We start from the raw sequence: 16,947 nt of genomic DNA, 5'->3' as shown, positions 1-16,947 counted from the left end.
GCCAATGAAGCAGAACACAGCCACGAAGACGCTTCGTGTTGCTGTCGACGTGGGTGGGACGTTTACCGACGTGTGCATCTTCGACGAGCGTGACCAGAGCACGCGCGTTGCCAAGGTGCCGTCTACCCCGCGCGACCCTATGGAAGCGGTCGTTGCCGGTGTGCGTTCAGCCGGTATCGATCTTTCAGCGGTGACCCTGTTCTCGCACGGCACGACAGTGGCGACCAACGCGTTGATCACCCGTCGTTTTCCAGCCGCCGCAATGGTGTGCAGCGAGGGGTTCCGCGACATCCTGGAGATCCGCGACGGCACGAAAGATGAACTCTGGGATTCCTACGCCGACGTCGGCGCCCCGTACATCAAGCGGCGAAACCGTTACGAGGTACCTGAGAGAATCGACTACGTCGGTTCGATAGTCACTCCCCTCGACGAAGACAAGGCACGAGACGTCGCACGCATTCTGCGACGCAAAGGTGTACTGACCGTGGCTGTTTGCTTCATGAACTCCTACGTCAACGACACCCACGAACGAAGAATGCGCGACATTCTCATCGACGAGATCCCTGGCGTCACGGTGTCGACGTCAAGTGAGATCCTGCCGGAGATTTTCGAATACGACCGCGCGTCCACGACAGTGGCCAATGCGGTGCTCGCCCCGCTGGTGAGTGGTTATGTGAACCGGCTGGAAGGGTCTCTGCGCGCAGACGGCTACGACGGTGACCTGTTGCTGTTGCACTCCGGCGGTGGATCGATGACGCCGGCAATGGTAGACCGCTATCCGGTGCGGTTGGCAGCCTCAGGTATCGCCGCGGGCGCCATCGCGGTGGCCGACATTGCTTCCCGCTGCGGATACCCGAATGCGATCGGCCTCGACATGGGCGGGACCAGTACGGATATCTCTCTGGTCTACGACGGTGAGATTCGCACCACCAAACGGTGGCAAGTCGAGTACGGCTTCCCAATCTGTTTCCCCAGCATCGAGGTACTCACCATCGGCGCCGGCGGCGGCTCACTCGCTTGGATCGACGAGGCCGGCTCCCTGCGTAATGGACCCCAATCCGCAGGCGCGGCACCGGGTCCCGCCTGCTACCAACGCGGAGGTACCGAACCGACCAACACCGACGCCAACCTGGTACTCGGCCGGCTGGGCGAATCGCTGATCGGCGGCGAACTGACGCTCGACGCGGCAGCGGCGCGTGAAGCGGTGCGTACCGGCATCTCCGAGCGCCTCGACCTCGATGTTGACACCGCCGCATCGAACGTCATCCAGGTCGCCAATGCCAACATGGCCGACGCTGTGCGACTGCTGTCCATCCGACGCGGATACGACCCCCGAGACTTCGTCCTAGTCGTTTGTGGCGGGGCCGGCGCACTCCACGGTGCCGCCCTGGCCAAAGAGCTGTCGATCCCCACGGTCGTGGTGCCGGCTCATCCTGGAATCACCTCGGCGCAAGGGTGTTTGCTCGTCGACATTCGGCACGACTTGTCGGCGATGTTCCAGCGCATCGCCTCCGACGTCGACCCAGCAGAGCTCGAGTCCGAATTCGCGCAGCTCGAGAAGGAGGGCCTCGCCAGGCTCCGGAACGAGGGCGTCGATGAGGATCGCATGCGTATCGACCGCTCGATCAGCATGCGCTACGCGGGACAATGGCGGTCGCTGAGCGTCACCGCCGACAACCGGGACGGGTTCCTGAACCGTGCGGTCGAACTCTTCCACGAAGAACACGAACGCGACTACTCGTTCCGCCGCGATGACGTCGACGTCGAGATCTACCAAATCGGTGTTCGCGCCATCGGCGAGACCCCGAAACCGCGGTTCCCCCAGCAGAATGCGTCGGACTCACCCGCACCGTCGCCACTCACAATTCGTCAGGTCTACTTCGACGAGGTCGGTGGGCGCGTACCGACGCCGGTCTTCGACCGCGACGAACTCATCGCCGGAAACTCGGTCGACGGGCCCGCCATCATCGACCAGCTCGACTCGACCACCGTCATACCCCCGTCGACCACCGCCGTCGTCGACGAGTGGGGCAACATTCGAATCCACATCCACCAGGAGCAGCAGTGAACGCCGCAAGCACCACCCGCCGACGCCTCGATCCGGTTACGTTCGAGGTCCTCAAGAACGCATTCGTGACGTCCGTCGACCTGATGAGTGAGCAGATCTTGCGCACCTGCTACTCGTTCGTCATCTACAGCCGGGACTTCTCCTCTGCCCTGTGCGACGCACAGGGCAATACCGTCATGCAGGGAAGCCAAGACATCGCAGTGCACGTGGGAACGCTGCACTTCCAATGCAAAGCCGTGCTCGAGGAGTTCGGCGACGACATCAACCACGGTGACGTGTTCTGCGTCAACGACCCTTATCGCGGTGGCACCCACCTCAATGACGTCAGCTTCATCCGGCCGATCTTCGCCGACGCCCAGCTGATCGGGTTCGCCCAGAACAAGGGACACTGGGCCGATATCGGCGGCAGCGTCCCCGGATCTTTCGACGTCACCGCCACCGAGCATTTCGCCGAGGGGCTGCGGATCACGCCCGTCCGCATCTGGCACGAAGGCCGCTTTCTCGCAGATGTCGCCAAACTACTGGTGGCCAACACCCGGGCACCAGAGATCAGCTTGGGCGACCTGCACGCTCAGGCCGAGGCAACCGGCGTCTGCGAACGCGAGATTCAACGACTGGTTGCCAAGTACGGCCGCGGCACCGTCGTCGACGCCATGGCCGAGGTACAGGACTATGTGGAGCGCATCGTTCGCCAGCGCGTCGCAGAACTGCCCGACGGCGAGTGGGTGACCGAGGACTACCTCGACTCGGATCCTTCGAAACCGGAAGGGATGGTGCCGATCCGAGTGAAAATGACCATCCAGGGCGATCAGCTCAGTTACGACCTGTCGGGCAGCGCCCCCGCTGTGGCGAGTTTCCTCAACTGTGGGTATGGCACGGCCTTCTCGGGAATCGTCGCTGGCACAAAGACTTTCTTTCCCGATGTTCCGCTGAACTCCGGCCTCTACGCCGCCATCAATACCGACATCGGGCCCGAAGGCACCGTGGTCAACGCGGGCTGGCCGATTGCGGTGACCGGATTCTGTTCTGGCCCATATGAAAAGATCATGAACGCCATCTTCGAACTATGGTCGGCGATCATGCCCGAGCGGGCCATTGCATGCTCATTCAACCTTGAGTATCTTCTCGTCGGTGGCCGCGACGCTCGAGGTGACGAACGTCCGTTCTTCATGTGGTACGACTGGATGGCCGGCGGGTGGGGAGGACGCAGCACCAAGGACGGTTCCACCGCGACGGCGCCGGTTTTCGGTGTCGGACTGGCTGTCCAGCCTTGCGAGGGGCAAGAACGCCTGACTCCGGTGCTGACGACCAAGCACGCGATCATTCCCGACTCCGGCGGGCCAGGCTTGTATCGCGGAGGCTGCGGCGTGACCAAAGGTGGCATCCTGACCGACTGTGAGAACACCGTGATGTCCTACTGCTGCGACCGATCCCGGTCGGTTACCTGGGGCATCAACGGTGGGCTCCCCTCGATTCCTCATGGTGTCTGGCTCAACCGTGGAACGGCCGAAGAGGCCTTTCTGGGATCAGTGTTCTCCAGTGTGGCGGTACAGGCCGGCGATACCTTCGAGCGACCATCGGCAGGCGGTGGCGGACTAGGAGATCCTCTCGACCGCGCTCCCGAGGCCGTCCTGGAGGATGTGATCGACGGCTATGTGACCATAGCCGGCGGCGCACGCGACTACGGTGTGGTCATCACGCCGATCGACCCCGAGATCGACGAGTACGAGATCGACCGCACCGCGACCGATGCGCTGCGCGCCGAGATCCGGGCAGCTCGCCAGCAGTGGCTCAACGTCGACCCCGCAGAGGTCGCTGCCCGATTCCGTGACGGTGAGCTCGATACCTTCGACCTGTTGCGCCGCTACGGCGTCGTGGTCGACTGGGGCACCGGTGAACTGCTCCCGAACACCACCAAGCAATTCCGAGACCTGCTGCAGGTGCGCGCGGCCCCACACTGGGGATGACAACGCGTCCGGTTGGACCGGGTACGGCACTATCGCCGTGCCCGGAGCCCTGGCGTCATTGGCTCACCGACCGCTAGCTGTCGATCTTCTCGGCGCTCGCGCGATCCACTTCCCAGTAGGCCCGCAATGCCACCAGCTGTCCCGCGTCGTTCGCGCGGTAGGTGAAGACACCCGGGGTGGTGATGCGATGCCCGCCCATCGTGGTGACGATGCTGCCGATGTTGGCTTCCTCGTTGCCGCACTGGAACGTGTCGACGAAGTTGAAATCGAGGTTGTCGGTGGGGGCGATGGCCTTGTCCCAGAACGCCGCAATGGCTTCCTTGCCCTGGTGGCCATTGCCCTCGGGGTCGAAGAACGACGGCCCGATGGGGTCCTGCACGATCGCGTCGTCGGCGAAATTGTCCAGCCAGGTTTGCTTGTCCCTGGCGGCAACCGCGTCCCGGGATCGCTTGCCCGCCAGGTGAGCCGGATGTTGAGGATCGGTGACGGCCATGTCAGTCCTGCCAGCCTGAGTGGATGTACGTGTCGGCGAACCGCTTGAGCGAATCCTGCTTCTTCTCCAGCGGAGCGTCGAAGCCCAGACCCTCGAGCATCCACGGGATGACGATGTTGTCGGTGATACCGGCCTCGGCCAGCTCTCGGTGCCCGTCGACATCGAACTTGTCGATGCACACCGACTGGAACTCGAAAGGCTCATCGGCCCGGCCGTATTCACTCCGCAGCTTGTTGATCGCCGTCACGGTCTCGGCCAGCTGTGCACACGTCATCATCGCGCTGGTCCAGCCGTCACCCACGCGGGCGGCACGCTTGAGTGCCACCGGCGTGTGCCCGCCGACGTAGAACGGCACGGGCTCGGACGGCGCCGGGCTCATCTGCAGACGCTCGAAATCGTAGAACTCGCCGTGGAACTCGACCATGCCGCCGCCGAGCACGAGCTTGAGCACGTCGATCATCTCGTCGACGCGCGCCCCGCGCTTGGCGAACGGAACCCCGCACCATTCGAATTCCTCTGGTGCCCAGCCGATCCCGACGCCGAACCCGAACCGGTTGTTGGTCAGGTTGGCCACCGAGCCGACCTGGCGGGCCAGCAGCAGCGGGTTGCGCGACCCGAGCTTCATGACGTTGGTGTAGAACCGCAGCGTCGAGGTTGCCGCACCCATCGAGGCCGCCGCGATCAGCGGATCGACCCACGGGGTCTCGGCGTTCCACATCCGCGACCCGTCCGGGGTGTACGGATAGTCGGCGGCCTGCTTCTCCATGTAGAACAGCGAGTCGGGCAGTGCGATCGAATCGAACCCGACTTCCTCTGCGGTGCGGGCCAATCCGGTCAGATGCTCCAGCGGGCCCATGGCCACGCTGAGGGTGTACTTCATGCGCGTCATGACGCCGGCTTGCCTGGCTTGTCAGAGCCCACCACCCACATGGAGTAGTACTGCGCGCCACCGCCATAGGCGTGGCCCAGTGCCTTGCGGGCCCCCTCGACCTGGTGGTCGCCGGCCTTGCCCATCACCTGAATCGCCGATTCGGCGAACCGGATCATGCCGGACGCGCCGATCGGGTTCGAGCTCAGGACGCCGCCGGAGGCGTTGAACGGGATCTTCCCGCCGATGGCCGTCTCACCGGCCTCGGTGAGCTTCCAGCCCTCGCCCTCGGCGGCAAAACCGAGGCTCTCCAGCCACATCGGTTCGTACCAGGAGAAGGGCACGTATACCTCGGCGGCATCGATCTCGTCGATGGGGCTCGTGATGCCGGCCGCCTTCCACAACGCCGCGGCGGCATCCCGACTGGCCTGCGGGTTGACCTGATCGCGGCCGGCATAGGCCAGCGGCTCGGTGCGCAGTGCGGTGGCGTGGATCCAGGCGACGGGATGCCCGTTCGACAGGTGAGCCTCCGCTGCTTCCTCGTTGCCGATCACCATGGCCGCCGCGCCGTCGGACGACGGGCAGGTCTCGTCGTAACGGATCGGATCCCACAGCATCGGGGAGGACATCACCTTCTCGACCGTGATGTCCGGCTGGTGCAGATGCGCCAGGGGATTCTTCGCGCCGTTGAGCCGGTCTTTGACCGCCACCATGGCGCCGATGTGGTTGGGAGCGCCCGACCGGCGGATGTAGGCACGCACGTGCGGTGCGAAGTACCCGCCGGCACCGGCGCCGACCGGCTTGGTGAAGGGCACCGGAATGCTCAACGCCCACATGGCGTTCGATTCCGACTGCTTCTCCCACGCCATCGTCAGGACGCGCTTGTACTTACCGGACTGCACCAGGCTGGCCGCCACGATCGCGGTCGAACCACCCACCGATCCGGCGGTGTGCACCCGGATCAACGGCTTGTTCGTCGCGCCGGTGGCATCGGCCATGAACAGCTCGGGCATCATGACGCCTTCGAAGAAGTCGGGCGCCTTGCCCACCACAACAGCGTCGATGTCGTCGAACGTCGAACCGGAATCCGCCAGCGCGCGGTCGATGGCCTCGCGAACCAGACCGTTCATCGACACGTCGTGCCGCTTGGCCACGTACTTCGTCTGCCCGGTGCCCAGCACCGCGGCCAGCTGTCCTGCCACGATTTTATTTCCCTTCCAGGACGGCGACGAGATTCTGTTGCAGCGCAGGGCCGCTCGTGGCATGCGCCAGGACGCGCTGCGCAGAACCGTCGAAGATGTGCTGCGCGGCAAAACCGATGCGTTCCAGTCCGGCCGAGAACATCGGGTTGGCGGCCAGGGCTCCGCCCGACGGATTGACCTTCGTCGACGAGCCCAGCCCGATCGCCTCGGTGAGGATCAGCTGCTGATGGGTGAACGGGGCGTAGATCTCCGCGATGTCGATGGAGCCGACGTCGCCACCGGTGGCCGCCCTGGCCGACGCAGCGGTCGAGGGTGAGCTGGTCAGGTCTCGCGCGCCCAGGATCGGTGTCTCGATCCGATGCTCGAAACCGGTGATCCAGGCCGGGTTCTCACGGAGTTCGCGGGCCTTGTCGCCGGCGGCCAGCACGATCGCGGACGCGCCGTCGGTGATCGGGGCGATGTCGTGACGGCGCAGCGGATCGGCGAAGTACGGTCGGGCCAGCAGCTCTTCGATGCTGCCGGTGACCTGCTCGTGGTCGGTACGCCCGCCTGCGGCAAAGGAATCCAGCGCCACCTGAGCCATCTGCTCGGCGGTCCACTTGCCGGCATCCAGGCCGGCCCGCGCCTGCAGGCCCGCCATCGACACCGAGTCCGGCCACAGCGGCCCGACGGTGTAGGGATCGGTCTGCAAGGCCAGCACCCGGCGCAAGGTGCCGGCGGACGACTTGCCGAAGCCGTATACCAGCGCGGTCTCCACCTGGCCGGTCAACAACTTGATGTAGGCCTCGTACAAGGCCCAGGCCGCGTCCATCTCGACGTGGGACTCGTTGATGGGCGGGATGGCGCCGATCGAGTCGATCGCGGAGATGAACGAAAATGCGCGGCCGGCAAGGTAATCCGACGATCCGGAGCACCAGAATCCGATATCGGTCTGCTTGAGGCCGAGTTCTTCGTAGAGCTTGTGGAAACACGGCATCAGCATCTCGACGCCGTTGGTGGTGCCGTCGGTGCGGCGGACGTGGGGCGCGTGCGCGAAGCCCACCACTGCGATATCAGTCATTTGCAGGCCTTTACAGGTGGTGCTTGTAGGAGTCGTAATCGGCATCGGGTTCGCCGGTGGGCTTGAAGTAGTCGATGTTGTCGATACCCAGGCCCCATTCCTCGCGGGGCTTCCACACGGCCTGCACGCGCATACCCATCCGCACGTCCGCCGGGTCGATCTCGGTCACCAGGTGCAAGAACGGGATGTCCGCGCCGTCGAGCAGCACGTACGCCGCGACATAGGGCGGCTTGATGCGCTGACCGGGGAACGGGATGTTGATGATCGCGAACGTGGTGACCGTGCCCTGGTCCGGCAGCTCGATGAACTCGTCGAGCTCCAGACCGGTCGCGGGATCGGCTTCCTTCGGCGGGAAGTAGACCTTGCCGGGATTCCCGTCGCGGCCCTTCTTGGTCCGGCCGCCGAGCAGCTTGCCTTCTTCGAGAGCCTTGAGGAACGTGGTCTCGGGCAGGGATGCGGTGTGCTGGATCTCGATGAAGCTGGGCGTCACCTGCACCGTGACGGGCTCGCGGTCATCGGCACCGGAGGCCGGGGTGGCTTCCTCTTCATCGCCGGGCAGGAAATACGCGATATCGGTGATGGCGCCGACCGGCTCGTCGATCCAGTGCGCATGCACACGGTCGCCACTTTTGATGGAGGAGGCAGCTCCAACATCGACGGCGTGCAGCAGCGCGGTGTCCGCACCGTCGAGTTTGATCAGCGCCCAGGCGAACGGCCGGTCCAGCGGCTGACCCTCCAGCGGGGTTGATTGCCAGGTCCAGGACTGCACCGTGCCGACCGCGCTGACAGGCACGACCTCGGTCAAAGCCGCGTAGGTGACCGGGTCATACTCAGCGGGTGGCACGTGCACCCGGCCATCCGACCCGCGTACGCCGACGATGCGTCGGTCGCGCAGTGCGGTGAAGAACTGGGACAGGAGCGGTCCGACTGAACGGGTGTAGTCGAATGAGAGCTTCAGCGGCGCCGAGAGGGGCCGCTCATGCTTGTCGATCTGCACCGGGCTGCTTTGGCCTGTGGTCACAGCATCGAGTAGAACAGGTTCTAAGAATGGTTTCAACCGTGTGTGGAAAGGCGAGCTAATGAAGTTGGGTCTTCAACTCGGATACTGGGGCGCCCAGCCGCCGACCAACCACGCCGAACTCGTCGCCGCCGCAGAGGCGGAGGGCTTCGACACCGTCTTCACCGCAGAGGCCTGGGGCTCGGACGCGTACACGCCGCTGGCCTGGTGGGGGCGGGAGACCTCCCGCATGCGGCTGGGTACCTCGGTCATTCAGTTGTCCGCCCGTACCCCCACCGCGTGCGCGATGGCCGCGCTGACGCTGGATCACCTCTCCGGCGGCCGGCACATCCTCGGCCTCGGTGTGTCCGGGCCGCAGGTGGTCGAGGGCTGGTACGGCGCGAAGTTCCCGAAGCCGCTGGCCCGCACCCGCGAGTACATCGACATCCTTCGCCAGGTGTGGGCGCGTGAGGCCCCGGTGCACAGCGACGGCCCGCACTACCCGCTGCCGGTGACCGGCGAGGGCACCACCGGTCTGGGTAAGAACCTCAAGCCCATAACCCATCCGCTGCGCGCCGACATCCCGGTGATGCTGGGTGCCGAGGGGCCCAAGAACGTCGCCCTGGCCGCCGAGATCGCCGACGGCTGGCTGCCGATCTTCTACTCGCCGCGCATCGCCGGTATGTACAACGAATGGCTGGACGAGGGCTTCGCCCGCCCCGGCGCGCGGAACACCCGGGAGACCTTCGAGATCTGTGCCACCGCGCAGGTCGTGGTCACCGACGACCGGCCCGCGATCATGGAGCTGATGAAGCCCCATCTGGCTCTCTACATGGGCGGGATGGGCGCCGAGGACACCAACTTCCACGCCGACGTGTACCGCCGGATGGGTTACGCCGAGGTCGTCGACGACGTGACCAAGCTGTTCCGCGGTGGCCGCAAAGATGAAGCGGCCAAGGTCATTCCCGACGAATTGGTCGATGATTCCGCGATCGTCGGCAACCTCGACTACGTCAAGGAGCAGATCAAGGCCTGGGAGGCCTCGGGCGTGACCATGATGGTCGTCGGCGCCCGCTCCGTCGAGCAGATCAAGGACCTCGCCGCCCTCGTGTAGGCCCGTTTCCAGCCGCGAGCAGACGCGCCGGTACCCGTGAATACGCGTTTTCGGGTACGTCCGCGTCTGTTCGTTCCCGATGAGTAGACACTTTGTTGCAACCTGTCTACTCGAGGTTCTAGATTTATGGCGTGAGTCACAACGCGCCCGCTTCCGGACCCTCGCAGCACACTGTCCTCGGCACCGTGTTGACGATGCCGGTGCAGATCCGTGCCGCCGAACAGCACATGGCGATGTTCTCGGTCGATGCCGACGCCGCGCAGCGCATGATCGACTACAGCGGCCTGCGCGTGTATCGGCACCGGCCGAACCGCGCGATGGTCGTGTTGATGCTGATGCGCTACATCGATGGTGATCTCGGGCCGTACCTGGAGTACGGCACCAACGTCATGGTGAACCGGCCCGGGTCGGCGGAATCAGGCCTGCGCGGCCTTGGCTCTGCGGGTGCGTTCGTACACCACCTTCCGGTCGACGGCGAGTTCACTCTGCAGGCCGGCCGGCAGATCTGGGGCTATCCGAAAGTCCTGGCGGACTTCACCGTCCGCGGTGCGGACAATGAGGCCGGGGTCCGCGGTGCGGACGATGGGGCCGGGGTCCGCGGTGCGGGCGATGGGGCCGGGGTCCGCGGTGCGGGCGATGGGGCCGGGGTTCGTGACGGCAAGCCGTTCAGCTTCGACGTGAGCATCGGCGGCCGGCTTGCAGTAGGCATGGACTTCAAGCCGGGCCTGCCGGTGCCGTCGGCGTTCACCGCCAAACCCCAGGTGCAGTCCACCTTCTCCCACCTCGACGGCGTCCTGCGCGAAACCGAAGGCCAGATGCGGCTTTCCGGCGTGCGGTACCGGCCGGGCGGGGTCCGGATCCGGCTCGGGGACCACCCGTATGCCAAAGAACTTGCGGCCCTGGGCCTGCCCAAACGGGCGTTGGTGTCCAGCTCGGTCCGCAATGTGCAGATGACGTTTGCTGACGCCAAGGAGATTTCGTGACCCAAGTCCTGCTCAAGCCCGATGTGGACCTCACCAACGGCACTTTCTATGCCGACGGTGGCGCGCGGGAGGCCTACCGATGGATGCGGGCCAACGAGCCTGTGTTCCGCGACCGCAACGGACTGGCCGCGGCCGCCACCTATCAGGCCTTGCTCGACGCTGAGCGGAACCCCGAGCTGTTCTCGTCCACCGGTGGGATCCGGCCAGACCAGCCCGGCATGCCGTACATGATCGACATGGATGATCCCGCACATGTGTTGCGCCGCAAGCTGGTCAACTCCGGCTTCACCCGCAAGCGCGTGATGGACAAGGTGCCCTCGATCGAGAAGCTGTGTGACACCCTGATCGATGCGGTGTGTGAACGCGGGGAATGCGACTTCGTGCGCGATATCGCCGCGCCGCTGCCGATGGCGGTCATCGGCGACATGCTCGGGGTGTTGCCCCAAGAGCGCGACATGCTGCTGAAGTGGTCTGACGACCTGGTGTGCGGGCTGTCCTCGCACGTCGACGAGACCGTGATCCAGAAGCTGATGGAAACCTTCGCCGCCTACACGGCATTCACCATGGAGGAGATCAAGAAGCGTCGGGCCAACCCGACGGACGACCTGTTCTCGATCCTGGTCAACGCCGAGGTCGAGGGCCAGCGGATGACCGACGACGAGATCGTCATGGAGACGCTGCTGATCCTCATCGGCGGGGATGAGACCACCCGGCACACCCTCTCGGGTGGGGTGGAACAGCTTCTGCGCCACCGCGATCAGTGGGATGCGTTGGTGGCCGATCCCGACAAGCTCCCCGGTGCGATCGAGGAGATGCTGCGCTGGACCTCGCCGGTGAAGAACATGTGCCGCACCCTGACCGCCGACACCACGTTCCACGGTACCGAGTTGAAGGCCGGTGAGAAGATCATGCTGATGTTCGAATCGGCCAACTTCGACGAAGCGGTGTTCGAGAACCCGGATGAGTTCCAGATCGACCGGAACCCCAACAGCCACTTGGCATTCGGTTTCGGGACCCACTTCTGCCTGGGTAATCAGCTGGCTCGACTGGAACTGCGGCTGATGGTGTCCCGGCTGTTGGAGCGCTTGCCGGACCTGCGACTGGTCGACGGCGCACACGTGCCACTGCGCCCGGCCAACTTCGTCAGCGGGCCGGAGGCCATGCCGGTCGTCTTCACCCCGACGGCTCCGTTGTCGAGATAGCCCGGCAGACAGTCATCAGCAGTACCGAGGGCCTTGCTCGAATGCGAGCAAGGCCCTCGGATGTTTCGCCGCCAATCGGCTCAGTCGACTGTGTATCCCTATGTCCTGGTTAAGTGTTCGCTGTGCAAGGGCCTTCACAGGTTTCGCATAGCCCATCTAATTAGATAGTCTCGCAATATCGGGGGGAGATGCCGAGACGATTGAAGGGTGCATGTGATGGCACGACATTTAACTGGGCGAACCGTGATGAGCGGAGTGGTGCTGGGTGGGGCGCTGCTGGCCGGAACGATCGGAATCGCCGGCCAGGCCGGTGCGGCGCCGCTCCCGGCGCCGACGAGTCTGCAGGCCGGGGGACCGGCCCCGCTGTCCTCGATGCCCGCTCCCGCCACCGGGGCGTTGGGGTCCGCCACCTCCGCCACCCGGGCACTGGCGTTAGGCATTTGAGAGCCTGAAACAGACTGAGGCCCTGCTCGATACATCGAGCAGGGCCTCAGCTTTTGCCTGGAGGGCGAGGGCTACTTCATCTGGAAGACCGGCGCGCGCTTCTCCTTGAAGGCCAGCGGGCCTTCCTTGGCGTCGGCGGACAGGAACACCGGGATGCCGTTGGCGGTGTCGGGCTTGAACGCCTCGTTCTCGTGCATGCCCTCGGTCTCGCGGATGGTCTTGAGGATGGCCTGCACGGCCAACGGGCCGTTGTTGTTGATCACCTCGGCGATCTCCAGGGCCTTGTCCAACGCGGTGCCGTCCGGCACCACATGACCGATCAGGCCGTACTCGAGCGCCTGGGCGGCGGTGATGTGCCGTCCGGTCAGCAGCATGTCGCACGCGATGGTGTACGGGATCTGGCGGACGAGGCGCACCGCGGAGCCGCCCATCGGGTACAGGCTCCACTTGGCCTCGGAGATGCCGAACTTGGCACTCTCCCCGGCGACGCGGATATCGGTGCCCTGCAGGATCTCGGTGCCGCCCGCGATGGCCGGGCCCTCGACCGCGGCGATCAGCGGCTTGGTGAGCCGGCGGCCCTTGAGCAGACCGTCGATGCGGGACGGGTCGTAGCTGCCGTCCTTGAAGGAATCGCCCGGCGGCTTCTTGGTCGCACCCTTGAGGTCCATGCCCGCGCAGAAGTACCCGCCGGCACCGGTCAGGATGCAGGTACGGATCTCCGGATCGTTGTCGACGCGGTCCCAGGCCTCCACCATGATCGAGAGCATCTCGGTGGAAAGCGCGTTGCGCGCCTCGGGCCGGTTCAGCGTCAGGATCAGTGTGTGTCCGCGCTGCTCAATGAGGGCGTTGGGCCCTTTTTCGGTGTCACTCACAGGGGTCAGCCTCTCTGCATTTTCAACCCAGACTTGTATCGAAATGTAACACGTTCTAGTTTAGGTTCTGTGGCTCTGAATATTGCCGATCTTGCCGAGCACGCCATCGACGCTGTGCCTGACCGTGTCGCCCTGATCTGTGGCGACGAACAACTGACCTATGCGCAGTTGGAGGAGAAGGCCAACCGCCTGGCCCACTATCTGATCTCCCAGGGTGTGAAGAAGGACGACAAGGTCGGCCTCTACTGTCGCAACCGCATCGAGATCGTGATCGGGATGCTGGGCATCGTGAAGGCCGGCGCGATCCTGGTCAACGTCAACTTCCGCTACGTCGAGGGCGAACTGAAGTACCTGTTCGAGAACTCGGACATGGTCGCGCTTATCCACGAGCGCCGTTACGCCGACCGCGTGGCCAACGTGCTGCCCGAGACGCCCTTGGTCAAGACCGTCCTCGTCGTGGAAGACGGGTCGGACGACGACTACCAGCGATACGGCGGCGTCGAGTTCTACTCGGCCATCGCCGAGCACTCACCTGAGCGCGACTTCGGCCCGCGCAGCGCCGACGACATCTACCTGCTCTACACGGGCGGCACTACCGGATTCCCGAAGGGCGTCATGTGGCGTCACGAGGACATCTACCGAGTGCTGTTCGGCGGCACCGACTTCGCCACCGGCGAGCCCGTCGCCGACGAATACGACCTGTCCAAGCAGGCCGCCGCCAACCCGCCGATGATTCGGCTGCCCATCCCGCCGATGATCCACGGCGCGACCCAGTCGGCCACCTGGATGGCCTTGTTCACCGGCCACACCGTGGTGCTGATGCCGGAGTTCGATGCCGACGCGGCGTGGCGGATGATCCACGAGCACAAGGTCAACCTGCTGTTCTTCACCGGTGACGCGATGGCCCGGCCGTTGCTCGATGCGCTGTTGGCCCATCAGGACGCGGGTAACGAATACGACCTGTCGTCGCTGTTCCTGTTGGCCAGCACCGCCGCCCTGTTCTCCACGAGCCTCAAGGAGAAGTTCCTCGAGCTGCTGCCCAACCGGATCATCACCGACTCGATCGGCTCGTCGGAGACCGGTTTCGGCGGTACGTCCGTGGTCGCCAAGGGACAGAGCCACACCGGCGGCCCGCGCGTGACCATCGACAAGAACACCAAGGTGCTCGACGAGGACGGCAACGAGGTGGTTCCGGGGTCGGGCGTGCGCGGCATCATCGCCAAGTGCGGCCACATCCCGGTCGGCTACTTCAAGGACGAGAAGAAGACCGCCGAGACCTTCCGGACCTTCAACGGGGTCCGCTACGCCATCCCGGGTGACTATGCCGAGGTCGAGGCCGACGGCAGCGTGACCATGCTGGGCCGCGGCTCGGTGTCGATCAACAGCGGCGGCGAGAAGATCTACCCCGAAGAGGTCGAGGCCGCGCTCAAGGGACATCCGGACGTGTTCGACGCGCTGGTGGTCGGCGTGCCCGACGAGCGCTTCGGTCAGCACGTCGCCGCCGTCGTGCAGCCGCGCGACGGGTCGCGCCCGACCCTGGCCGATCTCGATGCGTTCGTGCGCAGCGAGATCGCGGGTTACAAGGTGCCGCGCAGCCTGTGGCTGGTCGACGAGGTCAAGCGCTCGCCCGCGGGCAAGCCCGACTACCGGTGGGCCAAGGACACCACCGAGGAGCGCGCCGCCGACGAGGTGCACGCGAATCATGTTGGAGCGAAATGATGAAGACTGATCTCTGCGAGAGATTCGGGATCGAATACCCGATCTTCGTATTCACCCCGTCGGAGAAGGTGGCCGCCGCGGTCACCCGGGCCGGCGGTCTGGGTGTGCTGGGCTGCGTGCGGTTCAACGATCCCGACGAGCTGGAAAACGTGCTGTCCTGGATGGACGCCAACACCGACGGTAAGCCGTACGGCGTCGACGTGGTGATGCCCAACAAGATCCCCACCGAGGGCAGCGCAGTCGACATCGACAAGCTGATTCCGCAGGCTCACCGGGACTTCGTCGCGAAAACCCTTGCCGATCTCGGCGTTCCGCCGCTCCCGGCGGAGGGCGAGCACAACACAGGTGTGCTGGGCTGGCTGCACTCGGTGGCGCGAAGCCATGTCGAGGTGGCGTTGCGCCATCCGATCAAGCTGATCGCCAACGCGCTGGGGTCCCCGCCCAATGACGTCATCGAGCAGGTTCACGAGGCAGGTGTGCCGGTGGCCGCGCTGGCCGGCAGCGCGAAGCATGCGCTCAGCCACGTAGCCAACGGGGTGGACATCGTGATCGCCCAGGGGCATGAGGCCGGCGGGCACACCGGTGAGATCGGCTCGGTGGTGTTGTGGCCGGAAATCGTCGACGCTGTCGACGGCAAGGCCGCGGTGCTTGCTGCCGGCGGTATCGGCAGCGGCCGACAGGTGGCGGCGGCCCTGGCGCTCGGTGCTCAGGGTGTCTGGATGGGATCGGCATTCCTCACCGCGGCCGAATACGACCTGGGCGTGCGTCGCGAGTCGGGTGCCTCGGTGATCCAGGAGGCATTGCTGAACGCCACCTCCGCCGACACCGTGCGCCGGAAGATCTACTCCGGCAAGCCCGCCCGGATCTTGAAGAGCCGCTGGACCGACGCCTGGGACGCACCGGACGCCCCCGAAGCGCTGCCGATGCCGCTGCAGAACATTCTGGTCGGCGAGGCGCATCAGCGGATGAGCCTTTCTGATGACCCGACCGCGGTCGCGATGCCGGTCGGCCAGATCGTCGGCCGGATGAACGAGATCCGCCCCGCCGCCGACATCATCGGTGAGCTGGTGAGCGGTTTCGAGGCGGCCACCAAGCGTCTCGACGGTATCGCCGAGAGCTGAGTCTGCGCATAGCGCATCGAGCCTGCGGTCAGGTCGCGATTTCCCACGATTTCGCGATCTGACCGCAGGCTCGATGTCGTTGTGCTGGGACCGCGAGGTGCTGGCGGGGTGTTTCTGATCCGCGACGATCATCCACTCCTCGGTGCGATGGACTTCGAACCGTGGGATGTCACCGACGACTACCTCAGCGGCGGAGGCGCCCGAACCTACGACGACTCAGGGACTTACACCGAAAGCTCGGCCGGACAGATCGCCCATGTGCGCAACCATGAGTGGCGTCATGACCTGGCCGAAGTGGTCATGGCATTGCTGCAGGCCGGGCTCGTCATCGAGTCGTTCGCCGAGCTGCCCTACATGGACTGGCCGGCGTTCCCTGCTCTTGTGCCCTGCACCCACGGCTGGACCCTGCCACCGGGAACGCCGAGGATCCCGCTGAACTTCGAGGTCGTCGCGCGTCGTCCCGTGATCTAGTACTGGACAGGTTCCTGTTGGGTGGCGCAGTGGATGCCTCCACCGCCGGCGGCGATGGCGTCGATGTTGATCTGCACGAACACCGGCCCGGTGTCGCGCATCCACAGATCGTCGAGCGGTGCCTCCACCAATTCCACAGTGGGCCCCACGATTTCCCGTGCCAGATCGTGGTCCTCGGCGCGGACCAACATCGTGACGGGCTCGAACTGCGCGATCGTCCGGGCGATCGTCGCGAGGTTCCGGCGCACTTCCGGCAGCAGCGCAGCACCCCAGATCGCCTCGCTGGCACCGAAAGCCATCCAGGTCCGTTTGTGCGGGTAGCCTTCGTCGGGCATCCGCCAACTGCGTTGATCCTTGCCGGCGGGG

At 65.2% G+C, this 16,947-nt stretch carries 15 protein-coding genes and 1 pseudogene; 9 read left to right on the top strand and 7 right to left on the bottom strand.

The window, feature by feature from the left end; all coding sequences use genetic code 11:
- The first annotated feature begins 4 nt into the window (after positions 1-4).
- Together EH231_RS18935 and EH231_RS18930 are read left to right on the top strand one after the other, a co-directional pair.
- On the top strand, positions 5-2,068 hold the full coding sequence (locus EH231_RS18935; protein ID WP_124713066.1) for a hydantoinase/oxoprolinase family protein: 2,064 nt from the start codon (positions 5-7) through the stop codon (positions 2,066-2,068).
- A complete protein-coding gene (locus EH231_RS18930; protein ID WP_090426369.1) occupies positions 2,065-4,035 on the top strand; it encodes a hydantoinase B/oxoprolinase family protein in 1,971 nt (656 codons plus the stop codon). The genes EH231_RS18935 and EH231_RS18930 overlap by 4 nt, the downstream gene beginning before the upstream one ends.
- A 73-nt stretch (positions 4,036-4,108) precedes the next feature.
- Here the strand turns inward: EH231_RS18930 and EH231_RS18925 are convergent, their stop codons facing one another.
- The 5 genes from EH231_RS18925 to EH231_RS18905 are packed head-to-tail and all read right to left on the bottom strand — an operon-like array spanning position 4,109 to position 8,679.
- Positions 4,109-4,528, bottom strand: coding sequence for a nuclear transport factor 2 family protein (locus EH231_RS18925; protein WP_124713065.1), 420 nt, complete (start codon positions 4,526-4,528; stop codon positions 4,109-4,111).
- Between the two features lies 1 nt (position 4,529).
- Positions 4,530-5,408 carry a TIGR03619 family F420-dependent LLM class oxidoreductase gene (locus EH231_RS18920; protein WP_090428660.1) on the bottom strand — a complete coding sequence of 293 codons (879 nt, stop codon included), beginning with the start codon at positions 5,406-5,408 and terminating at the stop codon, positions 4,530-4,532.
- A gap of 5 nt (positions 5,409-5,413) precedes the next feature.
- Positions 5,414-6,598, bottom strand: a complete 1,185-nt coding sequence (locus EH231_RS18915) for a thiolase family protein (RefSeq protein ID WP_124713064.1) — start codon at positions 6,596-6,598, stop codon at positions 5,414-5,416.
- A 4-nt stretch (positions 6,599-6,602) separates the two neighbouring features.
- On the bottom strand, positions 6,603-7,658 hold the full coding sequence (locus EH231_RS18910; protein WP_164480946.1) for a thiolase family protein: 1,056 nt from the start codon (positions 7,656-7,658) through the stop codon (positions 6,603-6,605).
- A gap of 10 nt (positions 7,659-7,668) precedes the next feature.
- Positions 7,669-8,679, bottom strand: coding sequence for a Zn-ribbon domain-containing OB-fold protein (locus EH231_RS18905; RefSeq protein WP_090426377.1), 1,011 nt, complete (start codon positions 8,677-8,679; stop codon positions 7,669-7,671).
- A gap of 58 nt (positions 8,680-8,737) precedes the next feature.
- On the opposite strand from EH231_RS18905, the gene EH231_RS18900 reads away from it, so the two are divergent.
- The 4 genes from EH231_RS18900 to EH231_RS18885 all read left to right on the top strand — a co-directional run bounded on the left by EH231_RS18900 (position 8,738) and on the right by EH231_RS18885 (position 12,398).
- Positions 8,738-9,769: an LLM class F420-dependent oxidoreductase gene (locus EH231_RS18900; RefSeq protein WP_124713063.1), complete on the top strand. Its 1,032-nt coding sequence runs from the start codon at positions 8,738-8,740 to the stop codon at positions 9,767-9,769.
- Between the two features lie 194 nt (positions 9,770-9,963).
- Positions 9,964-10,752, top strand: coding sequence for an acetoacetate decarboxylase family protein (locus EH231_RS18895; RefSeq protein ID WP_124714318.1), 789 nt, complete (start codon positions 9,964-9,966; stop codon positions 10,750-10,752).
- Entirely contained in the window at positions 10,749-11,954 is a 1,206-nt protein-coding gene (locus EH231_RS18890; RefSeq protein ID WP_124713062.1) for a cytochrome P450, read from the top strand. The genes EH231_RS18895 and EH231_RS18890 overlap by 4 nt, the downstream gene beginning before the upstream one ends.
- 216 nt (positions 11,955-12,170) lie before the next feature.
- Positions 12,171-12,398: a hypothetical protein gene (locus EH231_RS18885; protein ID WP_124713061.1), complete on the top strand. Its 228-nt coding sequence runs from the start codon at positions 12,171-12,173 to the stop codon at positions 12,396-12,398.
- A 71-nt stretch (positions 12,399-12,469) separates the two neighbouring features.
- Here the strand turns inward: EH231_RS18885 and EH231_RS18880 are convergent, their stop codons facing one another.
- Entirely contained in the window at positions 12,470-13,270 is an 801-nt protein-coding gene (locus EH231_RS18880) for a crotonase/enoyl-CoA hydratase family protein (RefSeq protein WP_124713060.1), read from the bottom strand.
- A gap of 69 nt (positions 13,271-13,339) precedes the next feature.
- On the opposite strand from EH231_RS18880, the gene EH231_RS18875 reads away from it, so the two are divergent.
- From EH231_RS18875 to EH231_RS18865, 3 genes and pseudogenes are all read left to right on the top strand, one after another.
- Complete coding sequence (locus tag EH231_RS18875) at positions 13,340-14,989, top strand: medium/long-chain-fatty-acid--CoA/3-oxocholest-4-en-26-oate--CoA ligase (protein ID WP_124713059.1); 1,650 nt, start codon at positions 13,340-13,342, stop codon at positions 14,987-14,989.
- Complete coding sequence (locus EH231_RS18870; protein WP_090426393.1) at positions 14,989-16,110, top strand: NAD(P)H-dependent flavin oxidoreductase; 1,122 nt, start codon at positions 14,989-14,991, stop codon at positions 16,108-16,110. Before EH231_RS18875 ends, EH231_RS18870 begins: the two co-directional genes overlap by 1 nt.
- 102 nt (positions 16,111-16,212) lie before the next feature.
- Positions 16,213-16,581, top strand: a pseudogene (locus EH231_RS18865) (class I SAM-dependent methyltransferase); the annotation flags it as partial.
- Here the strand turns inward: EH231_RS18865 and EH231_RS18860 are convergent.
- Complete coding sequence (locus EH231_RS18860; RefSeq protein ID WP_241177765.1) at positions 16,578-16,916, bottom strand: agmatine deiminase family protein; 339 nt, start codon at positions 16,914-16,916, stop codon at positions 16,578-16,580. The pseudogene EH231_RS18865 and the gene EH231_RS18860 overlap by 4 nt on opposite strands.
- Positions 16,917-16,947: the final 31 nt, after the last annotated feature.

The sequence above is a fragment of the Mycolicibacterium nivoides genome (genome assembly GCF_003855255.1).
In the GTDB taxonomy this organism is placed as follows: domain Bacteria; phylum Actinomycetota; class Actinomycetes; order Mycobacteriales; family Mycobacteriaceae; genus Mycobacterium; species Mycobacterium nivoides.
This window is presented reverse-complemented; position numbering and strand designations above follow the sequence as displayed.